Origin of the sequence: Rhizobium sp. BK661 (genome assembly GCF_024808825.1) — a bacterium.
GTDB lineage: Bacteria > Pseudomonadota > Alphaproteobacteria > Rhizobiales > Rhizobiaceae > Rhizobium.
This window is the reverse complement of the sequence record NZ_JANTYT010000001.1, coordinates 1,158,769-1,179,793: the sequence shown is the minus strand read 5'-3', so window position 1 is coordinate 1,179,793 and position 21,025 is coordinate 1,158,769. Positions and strand designations below refer to the sequence as shown.

Here is a 21,025-nt window from a genome sequence, read left to right as displayed (position 1 = left end):
AGCTATTTCTTGACTCGCGAAACCCGATCTCCGGACGCGCGCTTCGAACTCTCGGTCAGGCGCTCGTAGCGAACGCCGGTGAAAAGCAGGATCTGCGCCTCGACTGGTTTTCTGCCCTTGCGGCGGCGCGTCTGGGACAGACGGTCCGCCAATGCGACGACTATTGCCATTCTCGTCTCCATGCACGGCCCGAGACGGATGAACTGCGAAATCTCACCCTGCCCGCCTATGCGAGCCAGCGCGTCCTATAAAGCCCGATCAGGCCCCCGAGGCATCCGCGCCTTTCTCACGGCACTGTTCGAAATACCGTGATGTGAAACTCGACGACCGAAGCACTCGACCGCCGTGTTCATTTCCGAATTGAGACATATGACGGTTAACAGATGGTTAATTTCATGCGTGAACATTAGCTTCTTCTACGACACGATATAAACGCGCTGTGCCGTGTTTTGGTTTCAAACGTCGCACAAGAAGATTCGGTCCACAACGGCGCAATGATATTAGCATTAATTCATATACTTAACGCAGGTTGTGCCGGCAAGGCCGGTTCGACCTCCGTCGACGGATTCGTGTCACGAAAATATCAATTGCGGTCGCCGGCAATACCGGTATGGTTGTGGCATCGTCGGCAAATCTGAGCCGGCCGGCTGGGCACTGTTCCATTCACAGCGAACAAGGAAGGGGCTGAAATGTCTTTGCTTATCGGTTCGACATTTTCCCCCGAGGACCTGGATGTGCTTCGCCATGCACTCGATGCCTGGTGCCTGGAGAAGCGGATCGACATCAAGAGCGCCGAAGCCCAGTTGGCAGCATCCGCGGCACTGGACCTCTATCAGTCCGGAAATAACAGCGCCGAAAGACTTCTGGCGGCGCTTCGCGGGCATAAGGGATTGTAGTTTCCCTCAGATATCGAACCTAATGAAGGCCACTGTCGCGCGCCGGACGACGTGGCACCTTCTGGCACAATTTTAATAAAGTCTTCAGTAACCATTAACCCTGCCCGTGTAGGATTTGTTCATAACCTATGTGGGGTAAGGGGCGTCCCTCCGCGTCCAGTCCTGCGACATCCCTTTTTGCGTTTCCAGGGTGTGTTCTTGTGCGTGACCGGTTCAGAGACCTAGAGACCCCCTCCGCCAGCCGGAAGAAGGACGTGGTGCTCATGGCGACAGTCAGCAGCTTCGAGGGCTTGCAGCCGCCCACCCGTTCGGAACTGCGCCAATTCGCCGAACTCTTCACGCCACTGTTTCAGGCTTCCTCCGACGAGGCGCGGCGGCAGGCAGTGGCCGCCCTTTCGCAATGCCCGCAGATTCCGGCAGCCGTTGCGCTCTTCGTTGGCTGCCAGGCGATCGATATCGCCGCGCCTTTCCTCACCTCCTCGCCGGCGATTGACGACGAAACCCTGATCACGATTGCGCGCACGCAGGGCAGCGCGCACATGAAGGCCATCGTCAGCAGAGAGGCTCTCTCCCCGCGGGTCATCGATGCCCTGGTCGGGCTGCGGCAAGCCGAACAGCGGCTGGCGGCCCCGCCGGAAGCCGAACCACCCAGTGTGGCGCCGGAACCACCGGCTGCGACCTCGCTCGAGGATATCGAAGCTGCCGCCCGCCGCGCCAGCGAAGAGGAAATGCGCAACCGGATCCGGGAGCTCGCTCGTCACGTCGCCAGCCCTGAAGGCGATCGGCTCGGACTGCGGCACCTCTCCCCAATCCAGGCTGCCCTCCTCGTCCGCTTTGCCCGCAACCGGGAGGCAACGCTTTTCGCCAAGGCGCTCGCCGATGGGCTTTCCGCCAGCCGCTGGCTAGCCGAGCGCATCTTGCTCGATATCTCGGGACAGCAGCTTGCGACCACGCTTATCAGTCTCGGCATGGATTTCCTCGACGCCGTCTTCGTTCTCGAGAAGCTGTATCCGCACCTCGCCGAACCGCAGCATGGTGTAACGCGGGCCTGGATGGTGCTGGACGGACTCGATCCGGAAGAGTGCAATGCCCGCGTCGAAGCGTGGCGCCGCGCAGACAGCTATACCTACCTGCCGGACGAGGCAGAAACGGCCCGCTCGGGCCACGAGGTTCCTCCCACCCGCGACCGGCGCGTTATCGGCCGCACCCGCTGATCTTGGCTATAGCGGGTTCTCGCGCCCGCCGGCGAGTGGGACGATATCTCCGAGGTCTTCGGCTTCAAGCTCGACAATCCAGAGATCCGGGTCGAACTTCCGTTCCCGCTCAAGCATCTCCCTCACCTTATCAGGCTCAGCCCGCATCAAGCGCTGCTCGAACAGTCGCTCACCGCTCGTTTCGTCGTCGAAGACGCTTTGCGGCGCCGGGCCATAAAGCGTTTCGAGTCCATCGCGAAAATGCTGGCGGATAAAAACGGCGCCTGCCTCGTCGGCGCCCTTTGCCTCGACAGCGGCGAAGTCGCCCTTGCCGAACACACGACGCACGAGGGCGGAAACGAAGATGTCGGTGCGCAATCTCATTCGCGAGCTATAGCAGACAAACCGCCGGCCGCAATGCTGCGACGGCCCTTCAGAGTGCTCCGATTTCCTTGAGCTTCTTCAGAACGGCCTCGCTTGGCTCGCCATTCTCCGGCAGGTTGTAGTGCTTCTGGAAATGCCGGATGGCGGTGCGGGTCTGTTCGCCGGGCACGCCGTCTACCCCGACGTTGGCGTAGGCCATGTTGCTCAGACCCTTCTGGATCTTCAGCACGAGATCGACGGTCGACAGCTCGGCCGACTGCGCCATTTTCTTCGCCGGTGTCGGAGCGGTCTTGATGGTCTTCTCGGCGCTGCGGATGGCAGCGGCGACCGGATCCTCGGCCGACGCTTTCGACGTGACGTCCGCGGGCGGCTTTTCCAGCGGCACCGCAGAGGGCCCGACCGAGTCGGTCCTGAGCGCTGCCAGCACCACGGGCGTCGCATCGCCCGTTTGCGGCATGCCGACGGTTTCCTCGAAGAACAGGATCGCCGCGCTGGTGCGTGGACCGATGACCCCATCCGGCGTGCCGTTGTAGAGTCCTCGCCGCACCAGCTCAGTCTGGATGTCCATGACGATCTGGCTCGGTTGCTGACCACCAGGCGCTACCGGCGTCGCGTTCGTCTGCGTGGCGTCGGCCTCGTCCTGTCGTTCGATCTTGAAGGTGGTGACGTTGCCGCTGTGCTCCTCAACGGCCGGACGCGCGCCGAGCACGTTCGGGAACAGCGGATCGCGTGTGCGCAGAAAGGGGTGTGGGTGCGCGCCCGGCTGATACCAGAGGGCGTTGGCAGCAACGAAACTGAAGATGACCAGGAAGGCTGCGGTGCCGCCGGCGACCGACGGGTTGCGGCCAATCACGCCGCCAAGCGCGCTTGCGCCCTGCAGCCCCAATCCGCCAACGACGGACGCCCCGGTGAGAAGCAGGCCCGGCCGTTTTTGCCGGCCCCGCCTTCCCTTAGGCGATTTTCGCTTGCTCGTGGCCATCGAAAAGCCCCTCTTCCAAAACACCGACCGACGTCGGTGCAGCCTTCAGTCGCGGCGGGAACTCGACAAGATCGTTGCGGGCCGTGCCCGCAGCCGGAATGCCGGATCCGTCCGCTGCAATCGAAATCGTGATGATGGTGCCGGCGCCCGGCGTGCTGGCGATTGCGAAGTCGCCGCCATGCAGCGCCACCAAGCCCTTCACCAGCGACAGACCGAGCCCCGTCCCTTCGAATCTGCGGCTATAGTCGTTCTGGATCTGGACAAAAGGTTGGCCGAGCATTTCCAGCTTGTCGCCCGGAATGCCGATGCCGGTGTCGCTGACGCAGAGGTTCAGAACGCCGTCGCGCATCGACGCATCGATCGAGATCGCACCGCCCGCATCGGTGAATTTCACGGCGTTGCCGACGAGATTGATGAGGATCTGCTGGATCGCGCGCTGGTCCGCGATCACCTCGTCAAGACCGCGCTGGACGCGGCTCGTCAGCGATACGCCCTTGGTTTTCGCCTGCAGCGCCAGCATCGCCTCGCAGGAACGAACGACCGACGCAATGTCGAACGGTTCGAGGCAGAGTTCGTAGCGACCGGCTTCGATCTTGCTCATATCCAGCATGGTGTTGACGACCGAGAGCAGATGCGCGCCAGAATCCCGGACAAGGCCGACATACTCCCGCTGACGTTCGTTCTCGAACTTGCCGAAATACTCGCCGAGCAGGATGTCGGAGAAGCCGAGGATGGCATTGAGCGGCGTGCGCAGTTCGTGGCTGACGGCGGCAAGAAACCGCGATTTTGCATCGTTGGCCGAGCGGGCGTCGGCGGCGCGGTTCTGCGCCTCCTGCCGCAACTGCTGCTCCAACGAGACATCGCGCAGCTGGGCAATCACGCTGAAGAGCACGCCGTCACTATCCTGACGCGCTGTCAGGTCGATACGCAGGTAGGCAAACTGTCTGTTGTCGCGCGAAACGGATGGCCGTTCGAGGCGCACGTCGACGGTCGCAGCCTCCTCGCCCTGGCGGAGCTGGTCCAGCGCCTGCAGAAAGAGGATGCGGTCGGAGACATGGATCTGATCGACAAAGCCCTTGCCGATCGGATCGCGCATCCAGGCGAGATACTCCCGCTTGTCGCGACCGCCAACAGTGGTGACGTTGCCCTGCGGATCCATGAAGAAGGCAAGACCGGCGATTGCCTCCATGAAGAATTCTTCGGCAACGGGCGCGGCGGCTGCCGCCGTTGCGGTGCTCTGGCGCGACAGGGCAATGCTGCCCACAGCGGAGAACAGGAAGGCTGCGCAAACCGTCGTGACGCCGACAGGCAGCGCGATCGCGGGACTGGTAACGAAGGAGAGTCCAAAGGGCGCCGCAACGAGAGCGGCCGACGAGAGCAACGCCAATCGGCGCAGGATCATCAGTTCGCGCTGGCGCGCGGCTGCACCGCCTCCCGTCCGGGAGAGCCAGCTTCCAGCCGCCCGGTCCACGAGGGCTGCCGCCCGCTCTGCGATCTTACTCATTACACGCACGCAATACCCGCCCAAAAAAGGCTCTTTACCAAGGCGGACAATAGGCCTTGGGCGCTTAAGGAAAGGATAAGGGAAAAGCCGCCTCCACACCTCAAAAGGGCGAAATGTCCCGTTTTCGAGCATCTGGAGGCGGCTTTGATTTTTACGGTTAACGGGCGGTAAGCGACGGATTTCGCTCATATTTCAGCTCGTCGTTAACCTTTGTGGCAGCTTCGCCGCAAGGTTTGCCTGCAATTACAGGAGGTGGCCCGTTACATGCTTAACGAGGGTCGCTACAATTTGACTGAAATGCGGCGCAAATCCCGTTCATTAAAATTCGAGCTAAATTTGCCGCAAATGCCGACGAGTTTCGAAAACTGGCATTCGCAACTCTGCTCTAAGGTCAAAGCACACCGGAAGGCCGGACCGATTCGGCAGCAAGACCGAACGGGAAAACAGGATGGGCAACGACGATGTGGTTTCTGATCAAAGGATCATTCTGGTTCGGACTTGTGCTCGTGCTCTTGTCGTTCTTCAGCGGCGAAAGCCCGACCAGCTCGCAACCGAAATTGCAGTTTTCCGACGCCTTTGTCGCTGCGACTGGCGCCTATGACTACGTGACCGGCATGTGCGGCGAGAAGCCGGAGGTCTGCGTCAAGGGTGCTGAGACAATGGCCGCGCTCGGTCAGCGGGCCCGTGAAGGCGCCCGTGTTGCCTACGAACTCCTCGACAGCCGCTTTGGCGACGACACGACCTCCAAGGCTGCTGTCGCTGCGAACGCCCCGGTCGCTCCTGTCGTGGCACTGGCGCCGTCGCATACGGAATCGCAGGTGCAGGAACGGACGGCAGCGCTGAACCAGCCGATGCCTTACCGCCCGCCGCTTGACGATGCCGATGAAGGCCTTTCCGACACCGTGACGACAGGCACGATTCCGCTGCCGACACCGCGCCCGGCCACCTGAGAATTTCGCGGGCTTTCCCGCAACCAAGCTTGCACCGGCGATCCGCGAAGCTGCGGAAAGTCCCGTGCCTGACGTGCCTGCCCTGTTTATTTTCAGCTTTTGCTGCGCCGCGAGGATGCCCATCCTTCGCGGCGTTTCTTTTTAATGGTTCAAATCTGGCTGCGTTTCACCTATATGAAATCCTGATAACGAAAGGCCAGAATGCATGACGTCCCTCGAGCAGATCCTCGAAGATTTCTCCTTCCTCGACGATTGGGAAGACCGCTATCGCTATGTGATCGAGCTCGGCAAGGCGCTTCCCGACCTTCCCGACGACAAAAAGACGTCGGCCAACAAGGTGATGGGCTGCGCCAGCCAAGTCTGGCTCGTTACGCACACCGATGGGGACCCTGATAATCCCCTCATGACCTTCGAGGGAGATTCCGACGCGCATATCGTGCGCGGGCTGGTGGCGATCGTGCTGGCGACCTATTCCGGCAAAACCGCCTCCGAGATCGCCGCGCTCGACGCTTTCGACGTGTTCTCGAAGATCGGCCTTGTCGAGCACCTTTCCTCGCAGCGCGCCAACGGCCTGCGCTCGATGGTCAACCGCATCCGCGAGGAAGCGCGCGTGCGCGCGGTGGCTTAAAGCATGCCTCCCGAAAGTGGTCACCGGTTTCGGGATAAGACATGCGAGAAACAACTGGCTGAAGCGCATGAGCGAATCCGAAAGATCGCGACGCGCTTTAGCTGCGACCTCCTCATCACGAATAGAGTTCGGGTCGATATCCCTCGGCACCCCAATGCTCCACGCGGGCCCGGCGTGCGGGCATGGGCGGATTGTAGTGCCGTGAGAGCACCATCAGCGCGGTGCGCAGCATCAGTTTGGCGGAGCGTGCCGGCCACTGACGCTCTCGCTCCACAGTCTCCAACCCCTTCATGAAGCAGCAGACATCGAGTGCCACTCCGGCAAGCTCCGGTCCCATGGCCTCGAGCGCACGATTGACCGCGACCCGCGCGGCAATTGCACTGTCGGTCAGATCAGCCATGCCGCCACGCTCTCCTTTCGCGCGGCTTGCGTGGTGCGGTTCCCAGGAAGCGGTGACCCGCGGCTGCAACTGACCGCGCGTAAAATCCGCAAGCAGCCGCTCGCCGGCGGCGAGTGCCGCCGCCGACAGGAAAGGCCCGCCGGTCTTTTCCTTCAACCGCGCAAGGCCCGATAGCGGCGATTCCTCCCGATTGATCCGTACTGGCTGCCGCCGTCCGTCGCCGACCTCGGCCACGGCATGGTCGATTGCGCCGTGTTGTTCGATGAAGGCTTCCTCTCTCAGGGACGCGGCCCGCCTAAGATAAGAGCGCGCGGCGGGGGCGAGGCAAATCCAACCGCCCGTCCGGCTAACGAGCCCTGCCGACACCGCCGCAGCCAACAGGGATTGAGACACGATGTGAAGCGCGCCATCGCCCAAATGCAGCGACAGGGCCGAGCCCTCGCATGCCTGCTCACGGGCCTCGCCACGCGCAAGGAACCTCAAAAGCTTCACCATGGCCTTATGCGCATCACTCATTTCCAAACACTCCATTCGATCGGAAAACAGAAACGACCGTCCGTTCGACGACAGCGACGAATTCATCGAACGCCGGATCATCACGACGATCCTCGACCACGTGGCAGGCATGACCGACCGTCGTGCGGTCGCGTCCGAAGGCTTTGGCGATCTCGCAAAGGGGGATCTGAAGGGCGACGTGGCAAACATACATGGCGATCTGCCTGATATGGCATAGCGTGCGGCGGCGATCCCGACGCATCTGGATGCGATGGCTGGCAAGCATGACCATCTCGGTGGTGATCTGTGCGCAGATGCGGCAGACAATACGGACCGGCACCGTTGCGGGAGGGGGAACGAAACCGGAAGCGCTTTGACTTGTTATCGCCTCGGGGAAGGACGGCGCAGAAGCGCCCGGCAAAGTGAAATTGGCAATCGGCATATGAATACTCCCATAAAATAGGAATTAATTCATACACCTTACACGGCAACGAGAACGAACAAAAGCGTTATCGCGCAACTTTCTGTTGATCTTCCTCGTCGATTTCCTTAAGGGGCGGAATAAATAGGATTATTTTCCACATTCATTCCCATCCCAAAAGCACAAAAGCCGGGCTTCCGCCCGGCTCTACAGGATTAAATCAATCCTTGGCAACGATCAGACGCGGCCGCGCTTGCGGCGCTGGCCGAGCCCCATTTCCTTTGCGAGGCGCGAACGCGCTTCAGCATAAGCTGGAGCTACCATCGGGTAATCGACAGGAAGTTCCCACTTTTCGCGGTACTCTTCGGGCGACAGGCTATGGTGGGTCATCAGGTGACGCTTCAGCGACTTGAAGTTGCCGCCGCATTCCAGGCAGGTGATCTGCTCATCCTGAACAGACTTACGCACCGATACCGCCGGCTTCTGCTTTTCGACAATGGCCGTTGCAGGTGTTGGCGCCGACGTATTGCTCAGTGCTGAATGCACATCCGAGATCAGGTTAGCCAGATCGCCAACTGGGACCACATGATTGCTGACATAGGCGGCAACAATATCTGCGGTAAGCTCCACCAGCAATTCCGGCCCGCTACCGGCTGCAGTATCCGTCATAATACGTTTCTCCTGTTTCAATGCTCCAAAGGTCCAAGCCTCGTCAGCCAAGACCGTCATCGTAGAGCCAACAGCAAAAAACTCAGGCTACGGCTACCTGTTTCGAAAAACTGAAATCCACCCCTAGATTCCTGAGGCCGAAACCCGTTTCTTATACTGCCCGATTTCGAATTAGTACGTTGTCACGCAGGCTACTTCCTCAATTAAACAGTGAAATGCAAAGCCAACGAGGAAATAAGCAACGTGATTCTAATTCAATATCAGAACTCTACTTGGACATCCAAATATCACCGTTTTGCGAAAACGCCAATTATTATTTCGTATATATCTACCGAAAAATGCCCAACTCGCAAGAATTGTCTGCACAAGACCCAAACATTAACCATTAAGAAATCTGCAAAAGGGTGCAAAAATCAACTTAAAATACTGAATCGGAAGCGCTCTCATCTTTCAACTAGATCATCACGCACCGATTGAGGCCCGAGACGGTACCCTGTTTGATGTGCTGCCTTCGCCAGAAGATGTGCGGCGACCGGTGCCGTTAACAGAAAAAAGACGAAACCGGCCAGCGCTCGCGCAAAGACTGCAACCTCGCCCGAGGCGATCCCCGCAGCAACGAGCAGCATGCCGGAACCGACCGTTCCCGCCTTGGAAGCGGCATGCATCCGCGTATAGAGGTCGGGCAGGCGCACGATGCCGAGAGCGGCGACAAGTGCGAAAGAGGAGCCGGCAAGCAGCAGGAATGTGACGGCAAGTGCTACCGCATAGTCCATCATGCCCTACCCTTTCTTCCGTTCGCGCGGCTGCGTTTGGCTGCCACTTGGGGCTTTTTCGGGGCACGTACCGTTTTTTCGCTGTGCCGTCCTGCAACAGTGCCGCGAGACATCACGAAACGCGCAAAGGCGACCGTCGCCAGAAAGCCGACCAGACCTAGCGAGATGGCGATGTCGATGTAGAGGCTGAAGCCGGTCTTGACCGCCAATACAGCGATGAAGCCGATCGCCGTGCCCGAGAGCGTGTCGAGAGCCAGGATCCGATCGGGCAGTGTCGGGCCGGCAACGACCCGCCAGCCCGCCAGCAGAAAGGCGACGCCGAGGATGATGAGGGCGATCGCGGCGGCGGTAGAAACGATGGCAACAGGGGAAATCATCGGAACGCCTCCAGGATCCGCCGCTCAAAGCCGTTGGCGATGTCGCGCTTGGTTCCCTCCGGATCTGAGCAGTCCAGCGCGTGGACGTATAGCGTCTTGCGGTCGTCTGACACATCGACGGACAGCGTACCCGGCGTCAGCGTAATCATGTTGGCGAGAAGCGTGATCTCGAAATCGCGGTCGACGGTGAGCGGAAAGGCAAAAATGCCAGGCTGCAGCCGCATAGTGGGCGTCAGCACCGTAGCGGCGACCTTCAACGCCGAGATCGCCAGTTCCTTCAGAAACAGCAGGCCGAGGAGCATGATCGACCGTGAGCGGCGAAGATACCCCCGGCTGCCGTAGGGTTCGCGAACGACAGACAGGCACAAGGCGGCCACAACAAATCCGAACAGGAGATTGTGCGGCGAGGCACTGCCGGTGACGGTAGCCCAGGCGATGGCCAAAAGGACGTTCAACAGCAGGGCAATCATGGCATCCCTCCGTCCGGGAAGACCGATTGCAGATAGGACGTCGGGTCAATGAGGCCGGTCGCTGCGGCCTGTGCCATCTCCAACAACTGCTCGGGCAAAATGCCGAAAGCGACGACAAGAGCGGTCAGGATGATGAGCGGCAGTCCCGTTTGCCAGCGGATGGAGGCTGCAGCCGGCGGTGCCGTTGCCGGTCGCCAGTAGGCGAGCAGGAAGACGCGTCCGAATACGACGGTCAGCAGGAAGCCGCCGATGAGGATCGCGGCGGCCAGCCACCAGGCGCCGACGTCGATCGATGCTCTGACCAAAATCACCTTCGGCCAGAAGCCGGAAAAGGGCGGCAATCCGCACGCGGCGACGAAGAGGATGAAAGAGATCGCCGCAAAACCGCTACTGCGACGGTAGAGGCCGCCGAGCCCGGCCAGCGAGAAACCGCCGGCAAGGGCGGCCGCCTGTCCAGCCAGAAGGTATAACGCCGTCATCAGGACCATCGAATGCAGCGCGTAGAAGATTGCGCCGGACAGGCCGCCCGGCGTGCCGAGCGCTATCCCGACCAGCATGTTGCCGATGCCCGAGATCACGACGTAGCCGAGGAGCTTGCGGATATCGTCCTGCGCCAGCGCCCCAAGTGCGCCGACGACAATGGTCGCTGCCCCGGTTGCCGCAATCAGAAGGCTCAATTGTTCGCGCTCGATCGGCAGCAGCATGACCATGACGCGAATGAGGGCGTAGACGCCGACCTTGGTCAGCAGACCGGCAAACAGTGCCGACACGACGATGCGCGGGGTATGATAGGAGGCCGGCAGCCAGAAATTGACAGGAAAGGCAGCGGCCTTCATGGCAAAGGCCAGCAGCAAGAGGGCCGACAGGGTCATCAGCGGCGCGGTGTCGCGCACACTCTCCACCTTGCCAGCGATATCGGCCATGTTGAGCGTGCCGAAGACAGCGTAGACGATGCCGACCGAGATCAGGAACAGCGTCGTGCCGATCAGGTTCAGCACCGCATATTTCATGGCTCCATCGATCTGCCCGCGCTCGGAGCCGAGGATCAACATGCCGAAGGACGAAATGAGAAGCACCTCGAACCAGACATAGAGGTTGAAGACGTCGCCTGTCAGGAACGCACCGGAAACGCCTGCCATCAGAAGCAAAAGGAAGGGAAAGAAACCGTATCGGCGGCCGCTTTCGGTCACGTCCTTCAGTGCGAAGAGGCCGCCGGCAAGCGCGGCGATGGCAGCGGCCAGGGCCATCAAAGCGCCAAAGAGATCGACCGTGAAGGCGATGCCGAACGGCGGAAGCCAACGCCCCATGACCATGGTCAGCGGACCATGCGCGACGACCTCTGCCAACAGCGCGGCATCCAGCAGGACCAGAACGGCGAGGCCCGGAATGGCGACCTGCGCCTGCAGCCGCAGCGAACCGCGCATCATCAGCAGCGCGGCGCCGAGTGTAATACAGAGCGCCACGGGTGCAATGACGAGCCAGCTGGCGAGCGGCAATGGTGCCGTGACCATCGCAGCCGAGAGATCGGTGATCATGCTTGACGGAGCCGCCATCTAGTACCCCATCGGCGGCAGCGGTGGATCGACGGGTTCGGCGACACGCATTTCGTCGGTGTTGTCGGTGCCGATGTCCTGATAGGCGCGATAGGTCAGCACCAGCAGGAAGGCGAGGAAGGAAAACGAGATGACGATCGCCGTCAGGATCAGGGCCTGCGGCAGTGGGTTGGCGGCGCCGTCCGGGAGCGTATCGAGGTTTGCCGGGATGATCGGCGGCACCTCTCGCGTCAACCGCCCAGCCGTAAACAGCAAGAGATTCACGGCGTTGCCGAGGACGGCGATGCCGAGCATGATCCGGATCGAGAATTTCGACAGCATCAGATAGATCGCGGCAGCGAAGAACAGGCCGACGAGAATTGCAAACAGCGGCTCCATCACTCGACCTCCCTTTCCTCAAGCGCCAATGCGATCGACGTGATGGCGCCGACGACGACCAGATAGACCCCGATATCAAACAGCATGACGGTCGAGAGCGGTACTTCGACACCTGCTATTTCAGGATAGATCCAAAGCCCGGTCATGAACGGCACTGCAAAGACGATCGACAGCAGGCCGGCGCAAGTCGCCATAAGAAGACCGGCGCCCGATATCGACAGCGGATGGAAGACGATGGCGCGGCGCACGGCGCCGACACCGCGGGCAATGCCGAAGATCGCCAGCGCCGAGGCGGCAATCAGCCCGCCGATGAAGCCGCCGCCCGGCTCGTTGTGGCCGCGCAGCAGGACGAAGACGGAAAACAGCAGCATCAGGGCCGTCAGCACCGGCGCGATCGTACGGAAGATCAGCGTGTTCATGGGCGCTCGACTCCGAGAGCCTCAGGAGCATCAGGATCGTTTTCGGCAAGCTTGCGCTCGGTCTGCGCGCGGATGCGAATGAGGGCGAGGATCGCAAGGCCGGTGATGGCAACAACGGCGATCTCGCCCAGCGTGTCGGTACCGCGGAAATCGACGATGATGACGTTCACGACGTTGGCGCCGTGAGCGATGGTCTTCGAGTAGGTGTTGAAGAACTCGGTCAGCGCATTGTTGAACGGTGTCTGCGTGGCTTTCATCAGGAGCAGCGCGAAGCCGGAGCCGCAGGCAATCGCGATGCAGCCGTCGAATATCTTCTGGCCAAGCGGTCTCCGGTCGGTCGGCGACAATTGAAGGCGGGTCATGACCAGCGCCAGGATGACGACCGATAGCGTCTCCACCATGAACTGCGTGAAAGACAGGTCGGGCGCGCCAAACAGCAGGAATATAATGGCGACGGAGAAGCCCTGGATGCCGAGCGAGACGATCGCCGTCAGCCGGTCGCGCGCGACAACGACGCTTAACAGACCAAGGACGGCGAGCAGGAAGATCGCCCCTTCGTGGATCTGGACCTCACGTGGCCAGACAGGCAACGCCGGCATTTCGCCGTAGAGCCAGAGCGGAACGAGCAGGATCGCGGCGAGGCAGAGGAAGGTGCAGGTGATGTAGAGTTCAAGCCGGCCCGGCTGGATGAACCGCGTTACGCGAACCGCCAATCTGGTCAGGCCGGTGATAAAGGCGTCAAACCCACGATCCGGTCCCGGTCCGAGCTTGCGCAGTACACTCGCCATGAGCAGACGCGCCTGGTCTATCCGGCAATAGACAAGAGTGCCGAGCGCGATCGTTAGAACCGACAGAAGCAACGGCACACCGACATGCGGGATCAGGGAAATCTCGATCACGCTCGCCGTTCCGCGAACGGCGGATGCCGTCGGAGACGAGATGTAGTGATGCGCAGTCGCGGAGAACACCGCGGCCATCAGTCCCAACAGCGCCAGCACGACTGGGCCGACCCACAGCAACGGCGGTGCCTCGTGCGGATGTTTGGGCGTTGCAAGGACCGGCCCGAGGAACGGCTTCAGCGCCACGGCGAAGCCGATCGCAAACATCAGCGTATTGCCGCTTACCGCAACCACTGTAAAGACGATCGACCGTGGGTCCGTATGTGCCAGGGCGGCATAGATTTCCTCCTTGGCGAGGAAGCCGAAGAACGGCGGCAGACCGCCCATGGAGATCGCCGCGGCAAGTGCGGCCGCAAAGGTCAGCGGCATCGCCGTCCGCAAGCCGCGCAGCTTTGTGATGTCGCGCGTGCCGGTTTCATGGTCGATGATGCCAGCAACCATGAACAGCGCGCCCTTGAAGAGCGAATGCGCCACGAGGTAGAGCGCTGCGGCCTCGACGGCATAGGGCGCTCCGAAGCCGGTCAGCAGCACAAGCAGCCCGAGCGAGGAAACGGTGGTATAGGCAAGTTGCAGCTTGAGATCGGTCTGGCGGATCGCAAGCAGCGTACCGACGATCAAGGTCACGCCGCCGAAGAGCGGCAGCAAGGTCTCCCAGGCCGATGTCCCGCCCATGACGGGATTGAGCCGCATCAGAAGATAGACGCCCGCCTTCACCATCGTTGCCGAATGCAGGTAGGCGGAGACCGGCGTCGGCGCCTCCATCGCGTTCGGCAGCCAGAAATGAAACGGAAACTGCGCCGATTTGGTGAACGCGCCGCCGAGAACAAGGATCAGGATCGCCAGATAGTATGGATTGGCGCGCAAGAGATCGCCGGACTGCAGCAGCGTCGACAGGTCGGTCGCGTTTGTCGTGCTCCAGATCAGGAGCAGGCCGGCCAGCAGCAGAAGGCCGCCACCGCCGGTGACGACGAGCGCCTGCAGGGCGGCACGACGGGCGGCCTCGCGCTCATGGTCGAACCCGATCAAGAGGAACGACGTGATCGACGTCAGTTCCCAGAAGATGAAGAGCATCAGCAGGCTGTCCGAGACGACGAGGCCGAGCATGGCGCCCATGAACAGGAAGATAAACGAGAAGAAACGCCCCTGATCCGGGTGCCCCTTGAGGTATCCGCCGGCGTAAAGGACGATGAGCGTGCCGATCCCGGTGATCAGCAGCGCGAAAGTCAGCGAAAGACCGTCGAGCAGCCAGGAAAAGCGGAGGTCAAAGCTTGGCACCCAGGCATAGCCGCCTGTTATCACCTCGCCGCCCGCGATGACCGGCAACAGGCTGGCGAAGTGCGCAAAGGCGAGCAACGGCGCAAGCGCCAATGGCCAGGCGGCGTTTGCACCAAAGGCGCGGACGGCAAAGGGAGCGAGGACGGCGCCGAGAAGTGGCAGACACAAGGCCGCAAATGTCAAAGCCGTGACACCGGCCATGTGCCCTCCCCTGCTGGCAACGCTTCGTGGAGCCGGCAAACGCCGGAAGTCCCGTCAGGTGTACGAGAACAGCGGCGCGGTCACAAGTCTTGTTCGACCGAGAGCCGCCACCAGCGGTGGATACTCACAGGGAACCGCTCATCCGTGTCCATAGACATCGCTTGCAGCGTCCTCGAGGCATTTCTTGAAGCGATTTCACGCTGGGCGGCACAGGACGCTTTAGGCCTTCGCGCACGACCGGCCCTCTTAAAAGCAACAAAGGGATTGCCGTTTCGCTAGGCCGGGTGCCGCTTTACCGTGATCCGCATCCCCTTGATCCAGCCGGCATTCCGCACCACATTGCTGGCGAAAAAACATGCCGTCCCCCAGGCGCGAAAGGATCAAACCATGGCCGATACGACAATCGCCAAAGTTCACAAGACCGACGCGGAGTGGAAGGAACAGCTGACGCCCGAGCAATACCGGATCACCCGGCAGCACGGTACCGAACGTGCCTTCACCGGGCCCTATTGGGATTCGTTCGAAACCGGGCTCTATCGCTGCGTTGGTTGCAATTCACCGCTGTTCCGCTCCGATACGAAATTTGACGCCGGTTGCGGCTGGCCAAGCTATTTCGAGGCGGTCTCGCCCGACGCTGTAACCGAACATCGCGACACGACCTACGGGATGGTCCGCACGGAAATCCGCTGCGGCACCTGCGATGCCCATCTGGGCCACGTATTTCCCGACGGCCCGCCGCCGACCGGCCTGCGGTACTGCATCAACGGCCACGCGATGGTGTTCGAGCCGGACAAATAAGGCGCAGGCCCGAGGGTCTGCCTCCACTGATCCTCCTAGAAGCGTTCGACGACCGCGCGGACGCTTTCATCTAGCGACAGGCGCGATGTATCCAATATCGCGCATTTTTTCGCCAAGGCCTCGCGGCGGAGGAAGGTCGCCCAGATCATCATTTCGGCGTTGGCAAGCTCCGGCTGCCGGCGCTCGACTGACAGGCGATGCGTTCTTGTTTCGTCATCGCAATCGATAAGCAGGGGCAAATAGGCAATGCCCGTTGCCGTCGCCGCCTCTTCCAGAAATGCAAGGCGCATCTGGCCTTCGAGCAGTTGATTGCGGCCGGCGTGCTGTGCCTCCGCGAGGCTCTCAAACCACTTGAAGGTCATGGCCCGCTGCCAGCCCGCCGGCGAGCCGTAGTCGGCCGTCATCCGGGAGAGCGGGGGGACGCCGATGTCATCAAAATGGTAGACGTCGATCTCACCCCGGTCGGCGACCGCCTTGGAGATCGCCGTTTTGCCCGATCCGGAAGCGCCTGTGAGAACGATGAGGCTCACTTCGTGACCCTAAGCTCCATGCAGGTCAGATCCAGCCAGCGGCCGAACTTCGTGCCCACCTCCAAAAAGGTTCCGGCAACGCGGAATCCCAGCTTTTCATGCAGCTTGATGGAAGCGGCGTTCTCAGCCTCGATGCCGGCGATCATCACGTGGATGTTGGCCCCGGCCGCCCGCTCGATCAGCCCCCGCATCAGCATTTCGCCGATGCCGGCACCGCGGCAATCCTTGTCGACGTAGACCGAGTGCTCGACCGTGTGGCGGTAGCCGTCGAAGGTCCGCCAATCGCCATAGGAGGCATAGCCTGCGACCTTGCCATCCCTCTCCGCTACGATGACCGGAAAGCCTCTTGCCTTTCGCGCCTTGAACCACTCGACGCGGTTGTCAAGGTCAACCAGCATCTCGTTCCAGATCGCCGTCGTGTGCTCGACGGCGTGATTGTAGATATCGCGGATGACAGGGAGATCGGCTTCGGTGGCGTCGCGCACGAGAACGGCGTCGGTCATATCAGGTCCAGTTTCAGTTCGGTTCCGCCAAGCGGCATACGCCCCGCAATCGGCGTTGTAAACCGACGAAATCGTGCGACCGAAACCATCCCTCCCGACCGGAGTGAGGCGCCGCTGTCAGGGGAAACCCGTTGATATTGGCTCAGAGCCCGGCGTTCGCCATGCTGAAGCAGGTAAGCACGGCCGAATAGTGCACGGCCGCCGCGGCCACCACGAAACCGTGCCAGATGGCGTTCTGGAAGCGCAGCTTTTCCCAGACGTGAAAGATAACGCCGAGAGAGTAGATAACACCACCAACGACGATCAGCAGCATCGATACGAACGGGATACGCTCGGCCACCGGTCCGGCCACGAAGATGCCGCTCCACCCCATCCCGAGATAAAGCAGGATGGTAAGCTTGTCGAAACGACCGGGAAAGGCGCATTTCAGGAGGATGCCAAGCGCCGCGGTCACCCAGATCCCGATCAGCATCCCGAACAGAAGCGGACTATCGGCGCCGCGCTCCAGGAAAGGAGTGTAGGTGGCGGCAATCAGGATGAAAATCGACGAATGATCGAGGCGGCGAAGGTACCACTTGGTGCGTGAAACAGGCCAAGCATTGTAGGAGAAGGAGATACCGATGGTCAGAACAAGTCCGACGCTGTAGATCCACGCGGCGGCGAGTTCGCCATGGGAACTCCAGACCGTGGCGCAAAAGATCAGAACGGTTGCACCGATAAGCGCGAACGCCAAGCCGACACCGTGAACGACGCCGTCGGCGATCAGTTCGTACTTGTCGTAAGCCCAGCGGATGCCGTTGAACTCTGCCATGCCGGGAACCCCTCACCTCTCCACCAGATCGTCGCACTGAACCGGTCTCCGGGCAACACAACAGCGATGGCACGCCGTTAAATCTTCGTGAGCTTCCGACGCCTTCCGGTTTCAATGCGGAGATATACAGACGCGAAGGAAAAAGGTAGTCCCAAAGACGGCCATCCCTTGACGACGTGGCAGACAAATCAGCTCATGCAATCCTCGCAAAGAGGGGCGTACGGCACCGCGCCGAGACGCTGTTTGGAAATCGGCTCGCCGCAGCGAACGCAGATGCCATACGTGCCTTTCGCGATCCGATCGAGGGCGGCGCCGATGGCGCGCAGCTCTTCCTGGCCGGCCTGCCCAAGCCCTTCCAGCACTTCGTCGTTCTCGCTCTCGGTCGCGCGGTCGTCGCTGTCCTGCTCCTTGGTGCGTCCGAGATCGACGTCGATGCGGGTCAGCCGCGATTCAAGCTCGCGCTGGCGGTCGCGTAGGATCGTCTCGTAGGTCTGCGTGTCAGTCATGGAAATTCCTCCATCGGTCCTGTGCCATCTTTCTCCTTAGCGCTGCCTGTCGACCAGCACAGAGCATTTGGCATGCCTGACGACACGGTCGGCGGTGGCGCCGATGAAGTAGTTGCTGAAGTCGGGGATATGCGAAGCGACGATGATGAGATCCGCATCATGCGCTTCTGCGGCGGCGAGGATGCTGTGCGCCGGGCGGCCATGACCGATTTCGATGGATGCAGGTATGCCGCTGGTGCGGATCAACATGCCAAGCTTTTCCTCGGCATCATCGATCGCGTTCTGGATCAGTTCAGCGGGCAAATCGATCGCAACATAGGTGGGAACGTCCTCGACGACGTTGAGCAAAACGATCTCGCCGCCCGTATCAAGGAGCGTGGATGCCTTGCGGAAAGCCCGCTCGCCACTGTCCAACGCGCCTATTTCGATCGGAACGATGATTTTCTTGTACATTCAGGCCCTCCAGCATAACCGTTTTCAACGGCCACATCCTCTCAGGAGATAAATAAGGCACTTTGATCAAGATCAAGATCGCCGCGGATTTCGTCAACAATCGTCGAACGCTGAATCGCCAAAATAAGGACTTCTGTGAACAATTGGAATCCGCCATATAGAATTCAAGTACAGCGACCGGGGGGACTTCTGAGGAAAATGGACCGGCGCAAATTCCTTGGTTTCGCTACGGGCGGCGCTCTTGCCGCCACCGCCGGTACGCCTCGCCCATCCACGGCAGGAGATAGACACATGACCACCGAAACGTCCTACGCCCTGACACGCCCTGCCTATGTCGACCAGTCGCATCTCGTCGTCACCGACCTGCCGCTGGTTTCCAGCTTCTATCAGTCCATGCTCGGCCTTGATGTCATCGAGAAGAGTGCCAGCGGCGAAGTCCTCGGCGTCGATGGCACGCCGCTTCTGACGCTGACGACGGGCAAGGGTGTCCGCGTCGCGCCCCGCAATGCCGCGGGCCTCTTCCATACGGCCTTCCTGATGCCCAGCCGCACCGAGCTTGCACGCTGGCTACGCCACGCTGCACACCACAACGTCGTCCTGGAAGGTGCATCCGATCACCTCGTCAGCGAGGCAATCTACCTCTCCGACCCCGAGGGCAACGGCATCGAGATCTATGCCGACCGACCGCACGACGAGTGGAAGTTCCACCCGGATGGCCAAGTGGAAATGGCGACGCATCGACTGGATTTGCAGGCGCTTTACAACAGCGCGCCCGATGATGCCTGGAACGGCATGGCTGACGGCACCGCAATCGGCCACATCCACCTGCAGGTCGGCGACATTCCGGAAGCGGACGCCTTCTACCGGGATGTGCTCGGGCTGAAGCTGATGGCGCGTTATCCCGGCGCCAGCTTCTTTGCGACGGGCGACTATCACCACCACGTCGCTGCCAACATCTGGAACAGCCGCGGCGCCGGAACGCGCGCCGACCGCATGACCGGGCTTTCGGACTATACGCTTCGCTTCAACGACAAAGCCTCGCTCGACAAGGCCGTCGCAAAGCTCGACGAACTCGAGATCAAGAGCGAGAAGCGCAATGGCGGGACCTTCCTGCACGATCCCTGGGGCATCGGTCTGACACTGTCAGCCTGACGCGCGAACAGCAGCTGGAATTAAGCCGACCGACAGGGCCGCAACGGAGCCCGCCGCAAGCGATCCGAGAAGCGGCCCTGCCTCCCCGCCGAACATCCCCCAAGATGCAAAAAAGATGCGGCGATATCGGGGCAAGGCCAAGGGCTGCCCTACGGAACCTCAATCGCCTCTTGTGCGTTGTTTGCGCGAAGCATCAGGGCTTCCGGGGGATCGTATTTCCATGGGAATTGCCAACGGCATCCGCAAGAAGGCAAGCAAGATCGCAATGGGCGAGCGCCATGTCAGCGCTTGGGCCGAGAAACTGACGCAGGCGACAGAAGAGCTGCCACCGCAAGCGCCGGTCCGCCGCCTCGAAAAGGACGGTCTTGATATCAGCATGGCCTGGGCCGTGATCGGCATCTTCGGCGTGCTCGCCTTTTCGGCCATTTACATGATGTCGCTGATCCTCATTCCGGTAACGCTTGCCATCGTCGTCGGCATGATCCTCGGCCTGCTCGCGGAAAAGCTCAGCAAGCTCGGCGTGCCGCGCGTCACCAACGCGGTGATCCTGTCTACCGGTGTCGCGCTCGTCATCGCCCTCGTTGCCAATTCACTTTCCGGGCCGGTAGCGACGCTCGTCAACGAAGGGCCGGCCTTCGTCGAAAAGACCTTCAGTCGCCTGATGCCGTACCTCGAGCGGATCAAATGGCTGCACATCACGCCCGAAACCTTCCAGAGCGGGCCGATGTCGACCGACAAACTCCTGGAGAATACCGGCAACGTGCTGCACCTGGTCAGCGCCAATCTGACCCCCGCGCTTGTACAAGCGCTGATCTTTTTTGCCGCGCTTCTGCTCTTTCTGGCCGGGCGCATCACCCTGCGCAAATCGATCATCATGGTATTCCGGTCGCGGTCGCAGCGACTGGCGGCCATCCGCGTGATCAACGGCGTGGAACAGGTGCTCGGCTTCTACTTTGCGACGGCATCGTTGATCTACGCCTGCCTTGGCATCACGATGATGATCATCGCATACGTGGGGGGCCTGTCGGCTCCCGTGCTTTGGGGCTTCTTCGCCTTCCTGTCCAGTTTTGTCCCCTATCTCGGCATCACGATGATGACGCTGGCCGTCGCGATCGCCGGCATCATCACACACGACAGCCTTGTATTTGGCCTGATGCCGGCTGCGGCCTTCTTTATCGTGCACCTCGTCATGGAAAACCTGATTTTCCCGGCGGTGATGGGAAAACGATTGGAAATCAATCCCTTCGTCGTGTTCCTCGCAATTCTGTTCTGGACTTGGATGTGGGGCGCGGTTGGTGCTATGCTGGCGCTACCACTATCGCTGATTGTCATGACCATCATCGATGAACTTTTCATCGAAGAGAGACTGCAACCGCAATTGCCGAAATAATTGAGGTAAGACGCGTCA

General features: G+C 60.9%; 26 protein-coding genes. 7 read left to right on the top strand and 19 right to left on the bottom strand.

All coding sequences use genetic code 11. The features are described from left to right. Positions 1-2 precede the first annotated feature (2 nt). A complete protein-coding gene (locus FHX16_RS05760; protein ID WP_016553270.1) occupies positions 3-170 on the bottom strand; it encodes a hypothetical protein in 168 nt (55 codons plus the stop codon). Positions 171-689: 519 nt separating this feature from the next. Between FHX16_RS05760 and FHX16_RS05755 the strand changes: the two genes are divergently transcribed. Continuing rightward, positions 690-896, top strand: a complete 207-nt coding sequence (locus tag FHX16_RS05755) for a hypothetical protein (protein WP_016553269.1) — start codon at positions 690-692, stop codon at positions 894-896. 200 nt (positions 897-1,096) lie between these two features. Beyond that, a complete protein-coding gene (locus FHX16_RS05750) occupies positions 1,097-2,110 on the top strand; it encodes a DUF2336 domain-containing protein (RefSeq protein ID WP_183859644.1) in 1,014 nt (337 codons plus the stop codon). A gap of 6 nt (positions 2,111-2,116) precedes the next feature. On the opposite strand, the gene FHX16_RS05745 is transcribed toward FHX16_RS05750, so the two are convergent. Genes FHX16_RS05745 through FHX16_RS05735 form a run of 3 tightly spaced genes read right to left on the bottom strand, consistent with a single transcriptional unit; the run spans position 2,117 to position 4,956 of the window. Further along, entirely contained in the window at positions 2,117-2,473 is a 357-nt protein-coding gene (locus tag FHX16_RS05745) for a DUF1491 family protein (RefSeq protein ID WP_183859646.1), read from the bottom strand. 49 nt (positions 2,474-2,522) lie between these two features. Further along, the gene (locus tag FHX16_RS05740) at positions 2,523-3,452 is read right to left on the bottom strand and encodes a peptidoglycan-binding domain-containing protein (RefSeq protein ID WP_183859648.1); all 930 of its coding nucleotides are present in this window, start codon (positions 3,450-3,452) and stop codon (positions 2,523-2,525) included. Beyond that, positions 3,424-4,956, bottom strand: a complete 1,533-nt coding sequence (locus FHX16_RS05735) for a HAMP domain-containing sensor histidine kinase (protein ID WP_183859650.1) — start codon at positions 4,954-4,956, stop codon at positions 3,424-3,426. The genes FHX16_RS05740 and FHX16_RS05735 overlap by 29 nt, the downstream gene beginning before the upstream one ends. Positions 4,957-5,417: 461 nt before the next feature. Here FHX16_RS05735 and FHX16_RS05730 point away from each other — a divergent pair, with 461 nt between their 5' ends. Continuing rightward, the gene (locus FHX16_RS05730; RefSeq protein ID WP_183859652.1) at positions 5,418-5,906 is read left to right on the top strand and encodes a DUF5330 domain-containing protein; all 489 of its coding nucleotides are present in this window, start codon (positions 5,418-5,420) and stop codon (positions 5,904-5,906) included. Positions 5,907-6,111: 205 nt separating this feature from the next. Continuing rightward, positions 6,112-6,534 carry a SufE family protein gene (locus tag FHX16_RS05725; RefSeq protein ID WP_183751876.1) on the top strand — a complete coding sequence of 141 codons (423 nt, stop codon included), beginning with the start codon at positions 6,112-6,114 and terminating at the stop codon, positions 6,532-6,534. 115 nt (positions 6,535-6,649) lie between these two features. Here the strand turns inward: FHX16_RS05725 and FHX16_RS05720 are convergent, their stop codons facing one another. The 10 genes from FHX16_RS05720 to FHX16_RS05675 form a co-directional block, all read right to left on the bottom strand. After that, positions 6,650-7,450 carry a DUF6456 domain-containing protein gene (locus tag FHX16_RS05720; RefSeq protein WP_183859654.1) on the bottom strand — a complete coding sequence of 267 codons (801 nt, stop codon included), beginning with the start codon at positions 7,448-7,450 and terminating at the stop codon, positions 6,650-6,652. After that, a complete protein-coding gene (locus FHX16_RS05715; RefSeq protein ID WP_183859656.1) occupies positions 7,443-7,871 on the bottom strand; it encodes a helix-turn-helix domain-containing protein in 429 nt (142 codons plus the stop codon). The genes FHX16_RS05720 and FHX16_RS05715 overlap by 8 nt, the downstream gene beginning before the upstream one ends. 216 nt (positions 7,872-8,087) lie before the next feature. Continuing rightward, positions 8,088-8,519 carry a MucR family transcriptional regulator gene (locus tag FHX16_RS05710; RefSeq protein ID WP_016553260.1) on the bottom strand — a complete coding sequence of 144 codons (432 nt, stop codon included), beginning with the start codon at positions 8,517-8,519 and terminating at the stop codon, positions 8,088-8,090. A 443-nt stretch (positions 8,520-8,962) separates the two neighbouring features. After that, positions 8,963-9,295: a monovalent cation/H(+) antiporter subunit G gene (gene mnhG, locus FHX16_RS05705; protein ID WP_016553259.1), complete on the bottom strand. Its 333-nt coding sequence runs from the start codon at positions 9,293-9,295 to the stop codon at positions 8,963-8,965. Next, complete coding sequence (locus tag FHX16_RS05700) at positions 9,292-9,669, bottom strand: cation:proton antiporter (protein WP_183859658.1); 378 nt, start codon at positions 9,667-9,669, stop codon at positions 9,292-9,294. Before FHX16_RS05700 ends, mnhG begins: the two co-directional genes overlap by 4 nt. After that, positions 9,666-10,139, bottom strand: a complete 474-nt coding sequence (locus FHX16_RS05695) for a Na+/H+ antiporter subunit E (protein ID WP_183859660.1) — start codon at positions 10,137-10,139, stop codon at positions 9,666-9,668. Before FHX16_RS05695 ends, FHX16_RS05700 begins: the two co-directional genes overlap by 4 nt. Continuing rightward, positions 10,136-11,692, bottom strand: coding sequence for a Na+/H+ antiporter subunit D (locus tag FHX16_RS05690; protein ID WP_259126761.1), 1,557 nt, complete (start codon positions 11,690-11,692; stop codon positions 10,136-10,138). The genes FHX16_RS05695 and FHX16_RS05690 overlap by 4 nt, the downstream gene beginning before the upstream one ends. Next, complete coding sequence (locus FHX16_RS05685; protein WP_112660994.1) at positions 11,693-12,070, bottom strand: Na+/H+ antiporter subunit C; 378 nt, start codon at positions 12,068-12,070, stop codon at positions 11,693-11,695. Beyond that, positions 12,070-12,489 (bottom strand): Na+/H+ antiporter subunit B, encoded by a 420-nt coding sequence (locus FHX16_RS05680; protein WP_113574883.1) that lies wholly within the window; start codon positions 12,487-12,489, stop codon positions 12,070-12,072. Before FHX16_RS05680 ends, FHX16_RS05685 begins: the two co-directional genes overlap by 1 nt. Beyond that, complete coding sequence (locus tag FHX16_RS05675; protein WP_183859664.1) at positions 12,486-14,864, bottom strand: putative monovalent cation/H+ antiporter subunit A; 2,379 nt, start codon at positions 14,862-14,864, stop codon at positions 12,486-12,488. The genes FHX16_RS05680 and FHX16_RS05675 overlap by 4 nt, the downstream gene beginning before the upstream one ends. A 387-nt stretch (positions 14,865-15,251) precedes the next feature. Between FHX16_RS05675 and msrB the strand changes: the two genes are divergently transcribed. Beyond that, on the top strand, positions 15,252-15,662 hold the full coding sequence (gene msrB, locus FHX16_RS05670) for a peptide-methionine (R)-S-oxide reductase MsrB (RefSeq protein WP_183753827.1): 411 nt from the start codon (positions 15,252-15,254) through the stop codon (positions 15,660-15,662). 35 nt (positions 15,663-15,697) lie between these two features. Here msrB and FHX16_RS05665 read toward each other — a convergent pair whose 3' ends face one another. The 5 genes from FHX16_RS05665 to FHX16_RS05645 all read right to left on the bottom strand — a co-directional run bounded on the left by FHX16_RS05665 (position 15,698) and on the right by FHX16_RS05645 (position 18,465). Further along, positions 15,698-16,192, bottom strand: a complete 495-nt coding sequence (locus FHX16_RS05665; protein WP_183751891.1) for an AAA family ATPase — start codon at positions 16,190-16,192, stop codon at positions 15,698-15,700. Further along, positions 16,189-16,695, bottom strand: coding sequence for a GNAT family N-acetyltransferase (locus tag FHX16_RS05660; protein ID WP_183859666.1), 507 nt, complete (start codon positions 16,693-16,695; stop codon positions 16,189-16,191). The genes FHX16_RS05665 and FHX16_RS05660 overlap by 4 nt, the downstream gene beginning before the upstream one ends. Before the next feature lie 142 nt (positions 16,696-16,837). Continuing rightward, the gene (locus FHX16_RS05655) at positions 16,838-17,506 is read right to left on the bottom strand and encodes a hemolysin III family protein (protein WP_259126756.1); all 669 of its coding nucleotides are present in this window, start codon (positions 17,504-17,506) and stop codon (positions 16,838-16,840) included. Between the two features lie 188 nt (positions 17,507-17,694). Beyond that, positions 17,695-18,012 (bottom strand): TraR/DksA family transcriptional regulator, encoded by a 318-nt coding sequence (locus FHX16_RS05650; RefSeq protein ID WP_016553248.1) that lies wholly within the window; start codon positions 18,010-18,012, stop codon positions 17,695-17,697. Positions 18,013-18,048: 36 nt separating this feature from the next. After that, positions 18,049-18,465: a universal stress protein gene (locus FHX16_RS05645; RefSeq protein WP_183751897.1), complete on the bottom strand. Its 417-nt coding sequence runs from the start codon at positions 18,463-18,465 to the stop codon at positions 18,049-18,051. Between the two features lie 291 nt (positions 18,466-18,756). Here FHX16_RS05645 and FHX16_RS05640 point away from each other — a divergent pair, with 291 nt between their 5' ends. Beyond that, positions 18,757-19,617: a VOC family protein gene (locus FHX16_RS05640; RefSeq protein ID WP_183859668.1), complete on the top strand. Its 861-nt coding sequence runs from the start codon at positions 18,757-18,759 to the stop codon at positions 19,615-19,617. Positions 19,618-19,837: 220 nt separating this feature from the next. Then, positions 19,838-21,007 carry an AI-2E family transporter gene (locus tag FHX16_RS05635; protein ID WP_183859670.1) on the top strand — a complete coding sequence of 390 codons (1,170 nt, stop codon included), beginning with the start codon at positions 19,838-19,840 and terminating at the stop codon, positions 21,005-21,007. Positions 21,008-21,025 lie beyond the last annotated feature (18 nt).

Excerpts from the sequence above, each read along its gene's own strand:
- msrB (WP_183753827.1), top strand. The coding sequence starts at position 15,252 with ATGGCCGATACGACAATCGCCAAAGTTCACAAGACCGACGCGGAGTGG.
- FHX16_RS05655 (WP_259126756.1), bottom strand. The coding sequence starts at position 17,506 with ATGGCAGAGTTCAACGGCATCCGCTGGGCTTACGACAAGTACGAACTG.
- FHX16_RS05645 (WP_183751897.1), bottom strand. The coding sequence starts at position 18,465 with ATGTACAAGAAAATCATCGTTCCGATCGAAATAGGCGCGTTGGACAGT.
- FHX16_RS05685 (WP_112660994.1), bottom strand. The coding sequence starts at position 12,070 with ATGGAGCCGCTGTTTGCAATTCTCGTCGGCCTGTTCTTCGCTGCCGCG.
- FHX16_RS05660 (WP_183859666.1), bottom strand. The coding sequence starts at position 16,695 with ATGACCGACGCCGTTCTCGTGCGCGACGCCACCGAAGCCGATCTCCCT.
- FHX16_RS05695 (WP_183859660.1), bottom strand. The coding sequence starts at position 10,139 with ATGATTGCCCTGCTGTTGAACGTCCTTTTGGCCATCGCCTGGGCTACC.
- FHX16_RS05710 (WP_016553260.1), bottom strand. The coding sequence starts at position 8,519 with ATGACGGATACTGCAGCCGGTAGCGGGCCGGAATTGCTGGTGGAGCTT.
- FHX16_RS05740 (WP_183859648.1), bottom strand. The coding sequence starts at position 3,452 with ATGGCCACGAGCAAGCGAAAATCGCCTAAGGGAAGGCGGGGCCGGCAA.
- mnhG (WP_016553259.1), bottom strand. The coding sequence starts at position 9,295 with ATGATGGACTATGCGGTAGCACTTGCCGTCACATTCCTGCTGCTTGCC.
- FHX16_RS05730 (WP_183859652.1), top strand. The coding sequence starts at position 5,418 with ATGTGGTTTCTGATCAAAGGATCATTCTGGTTCGGACTTGTGCTCGTG.
- FHX16_RS05715 (WP_183859656.1), bottom strand. The coding sequence starts at position 7,871 with ATGCCGATTGCCAATTTCACTTTGCCGGGCGCTTCTGCGCCGTCCTTC.
- FHX16_RS05675 (WP_183859664.1), bottom strand. The coding sequence starts at position 14,864 with ATGGCCGGTGTCACGGCTTTGACATTTGCGGCCTTGTGTCTGCCACTT.
- FHX16_RS05640 (WP_183859668.1), top strand. The coding sequence starts at position 18,757 with ATGACCACCGAAACGTCCTACGCCCTGACACGCCCTGCCTATGTCGAC.
- FHX16_RS05690 (WP_259126761.1), bottom strand. The coding sequence starts at position 11,692 with ATGGCGGCTCCGTCAAGCATGATCACCGATCTCTCGGCTGCGATGGTC.
- FHX16_RS05735 (WP_183859650.1), bottom strand. The coding sequence starts at position 4,956 with ATGAGTAAGATCGCAGAGCGGGCGGCAGCCCTCGTGGACCGGGCGGCT.
- FHX16_RS05760 (WP_016553270.1), bottom strand. The coding sequence starts at position 170 with ATGGCAATAGTCGTCGCATTGGCGGACCGTCTGTCCCAGACGCGCCGC.
- FHX16_RS05755 (WP_016553269.1), top strand. The coding sequence starts at position 690 with ATGTCTTTGCTTATCGGTTCGACATTTTCCCCCGAGGACCTGGATGTG.
- FHX16_RS05745 (WP_183859646.1), bottom strand. The coding sequence starts at position 2,473 with ATGAGATTGCGCACCGACATCTTCGTTTCCGCCCTCGTGCGTCGTGTG.
- FHX16_RS05650 (WP_016553248.1), bottom strand. The coding sequence starts at position 18,012 with ATGACTGACACGCAGACCTACGAGACGATCCTACGCGACCGCCAGCGC.
- FHX16_RS05720 (WP_183859654.1), bottom strand. The coding sequence starts at position 7,450 with ATGAGTGATGCGCATAAGGCCATGGTGAAGCTTTTGAGGTTCCTTGCG.
- FHX16_RS05635 (WP_183859670.1), top strand. The coding sequence starts at position 19,838 with ATGGGAATTGCCAACGGCATCCGCAAGAAGGCAAGCAAGATCGCAATG.
- FHX16_RS05725 (WP_183751876.1), top strand. The coding sequence starts at position 6,112 with ATGACGTCCCTCGAGCAGATCCTCGAAGATTTCTCCTTCCTCGACGAT.
- FHX16_RS05700 (WP_183859658.1), bottom strand. The coding sequence starts at position 9,669 with ATGATTTCCCCTGTTGCCATCGTTTCTACCGCCGCCGCGATCGCCCTC.
- FHX16_RS05680 (WP_113574883.1), bottom strand. The coding sequence starts at position 12,489 with ATGAACACGCTGATCTTCCGTACGATCGCGCCGGTGCTGACGGCCCTG.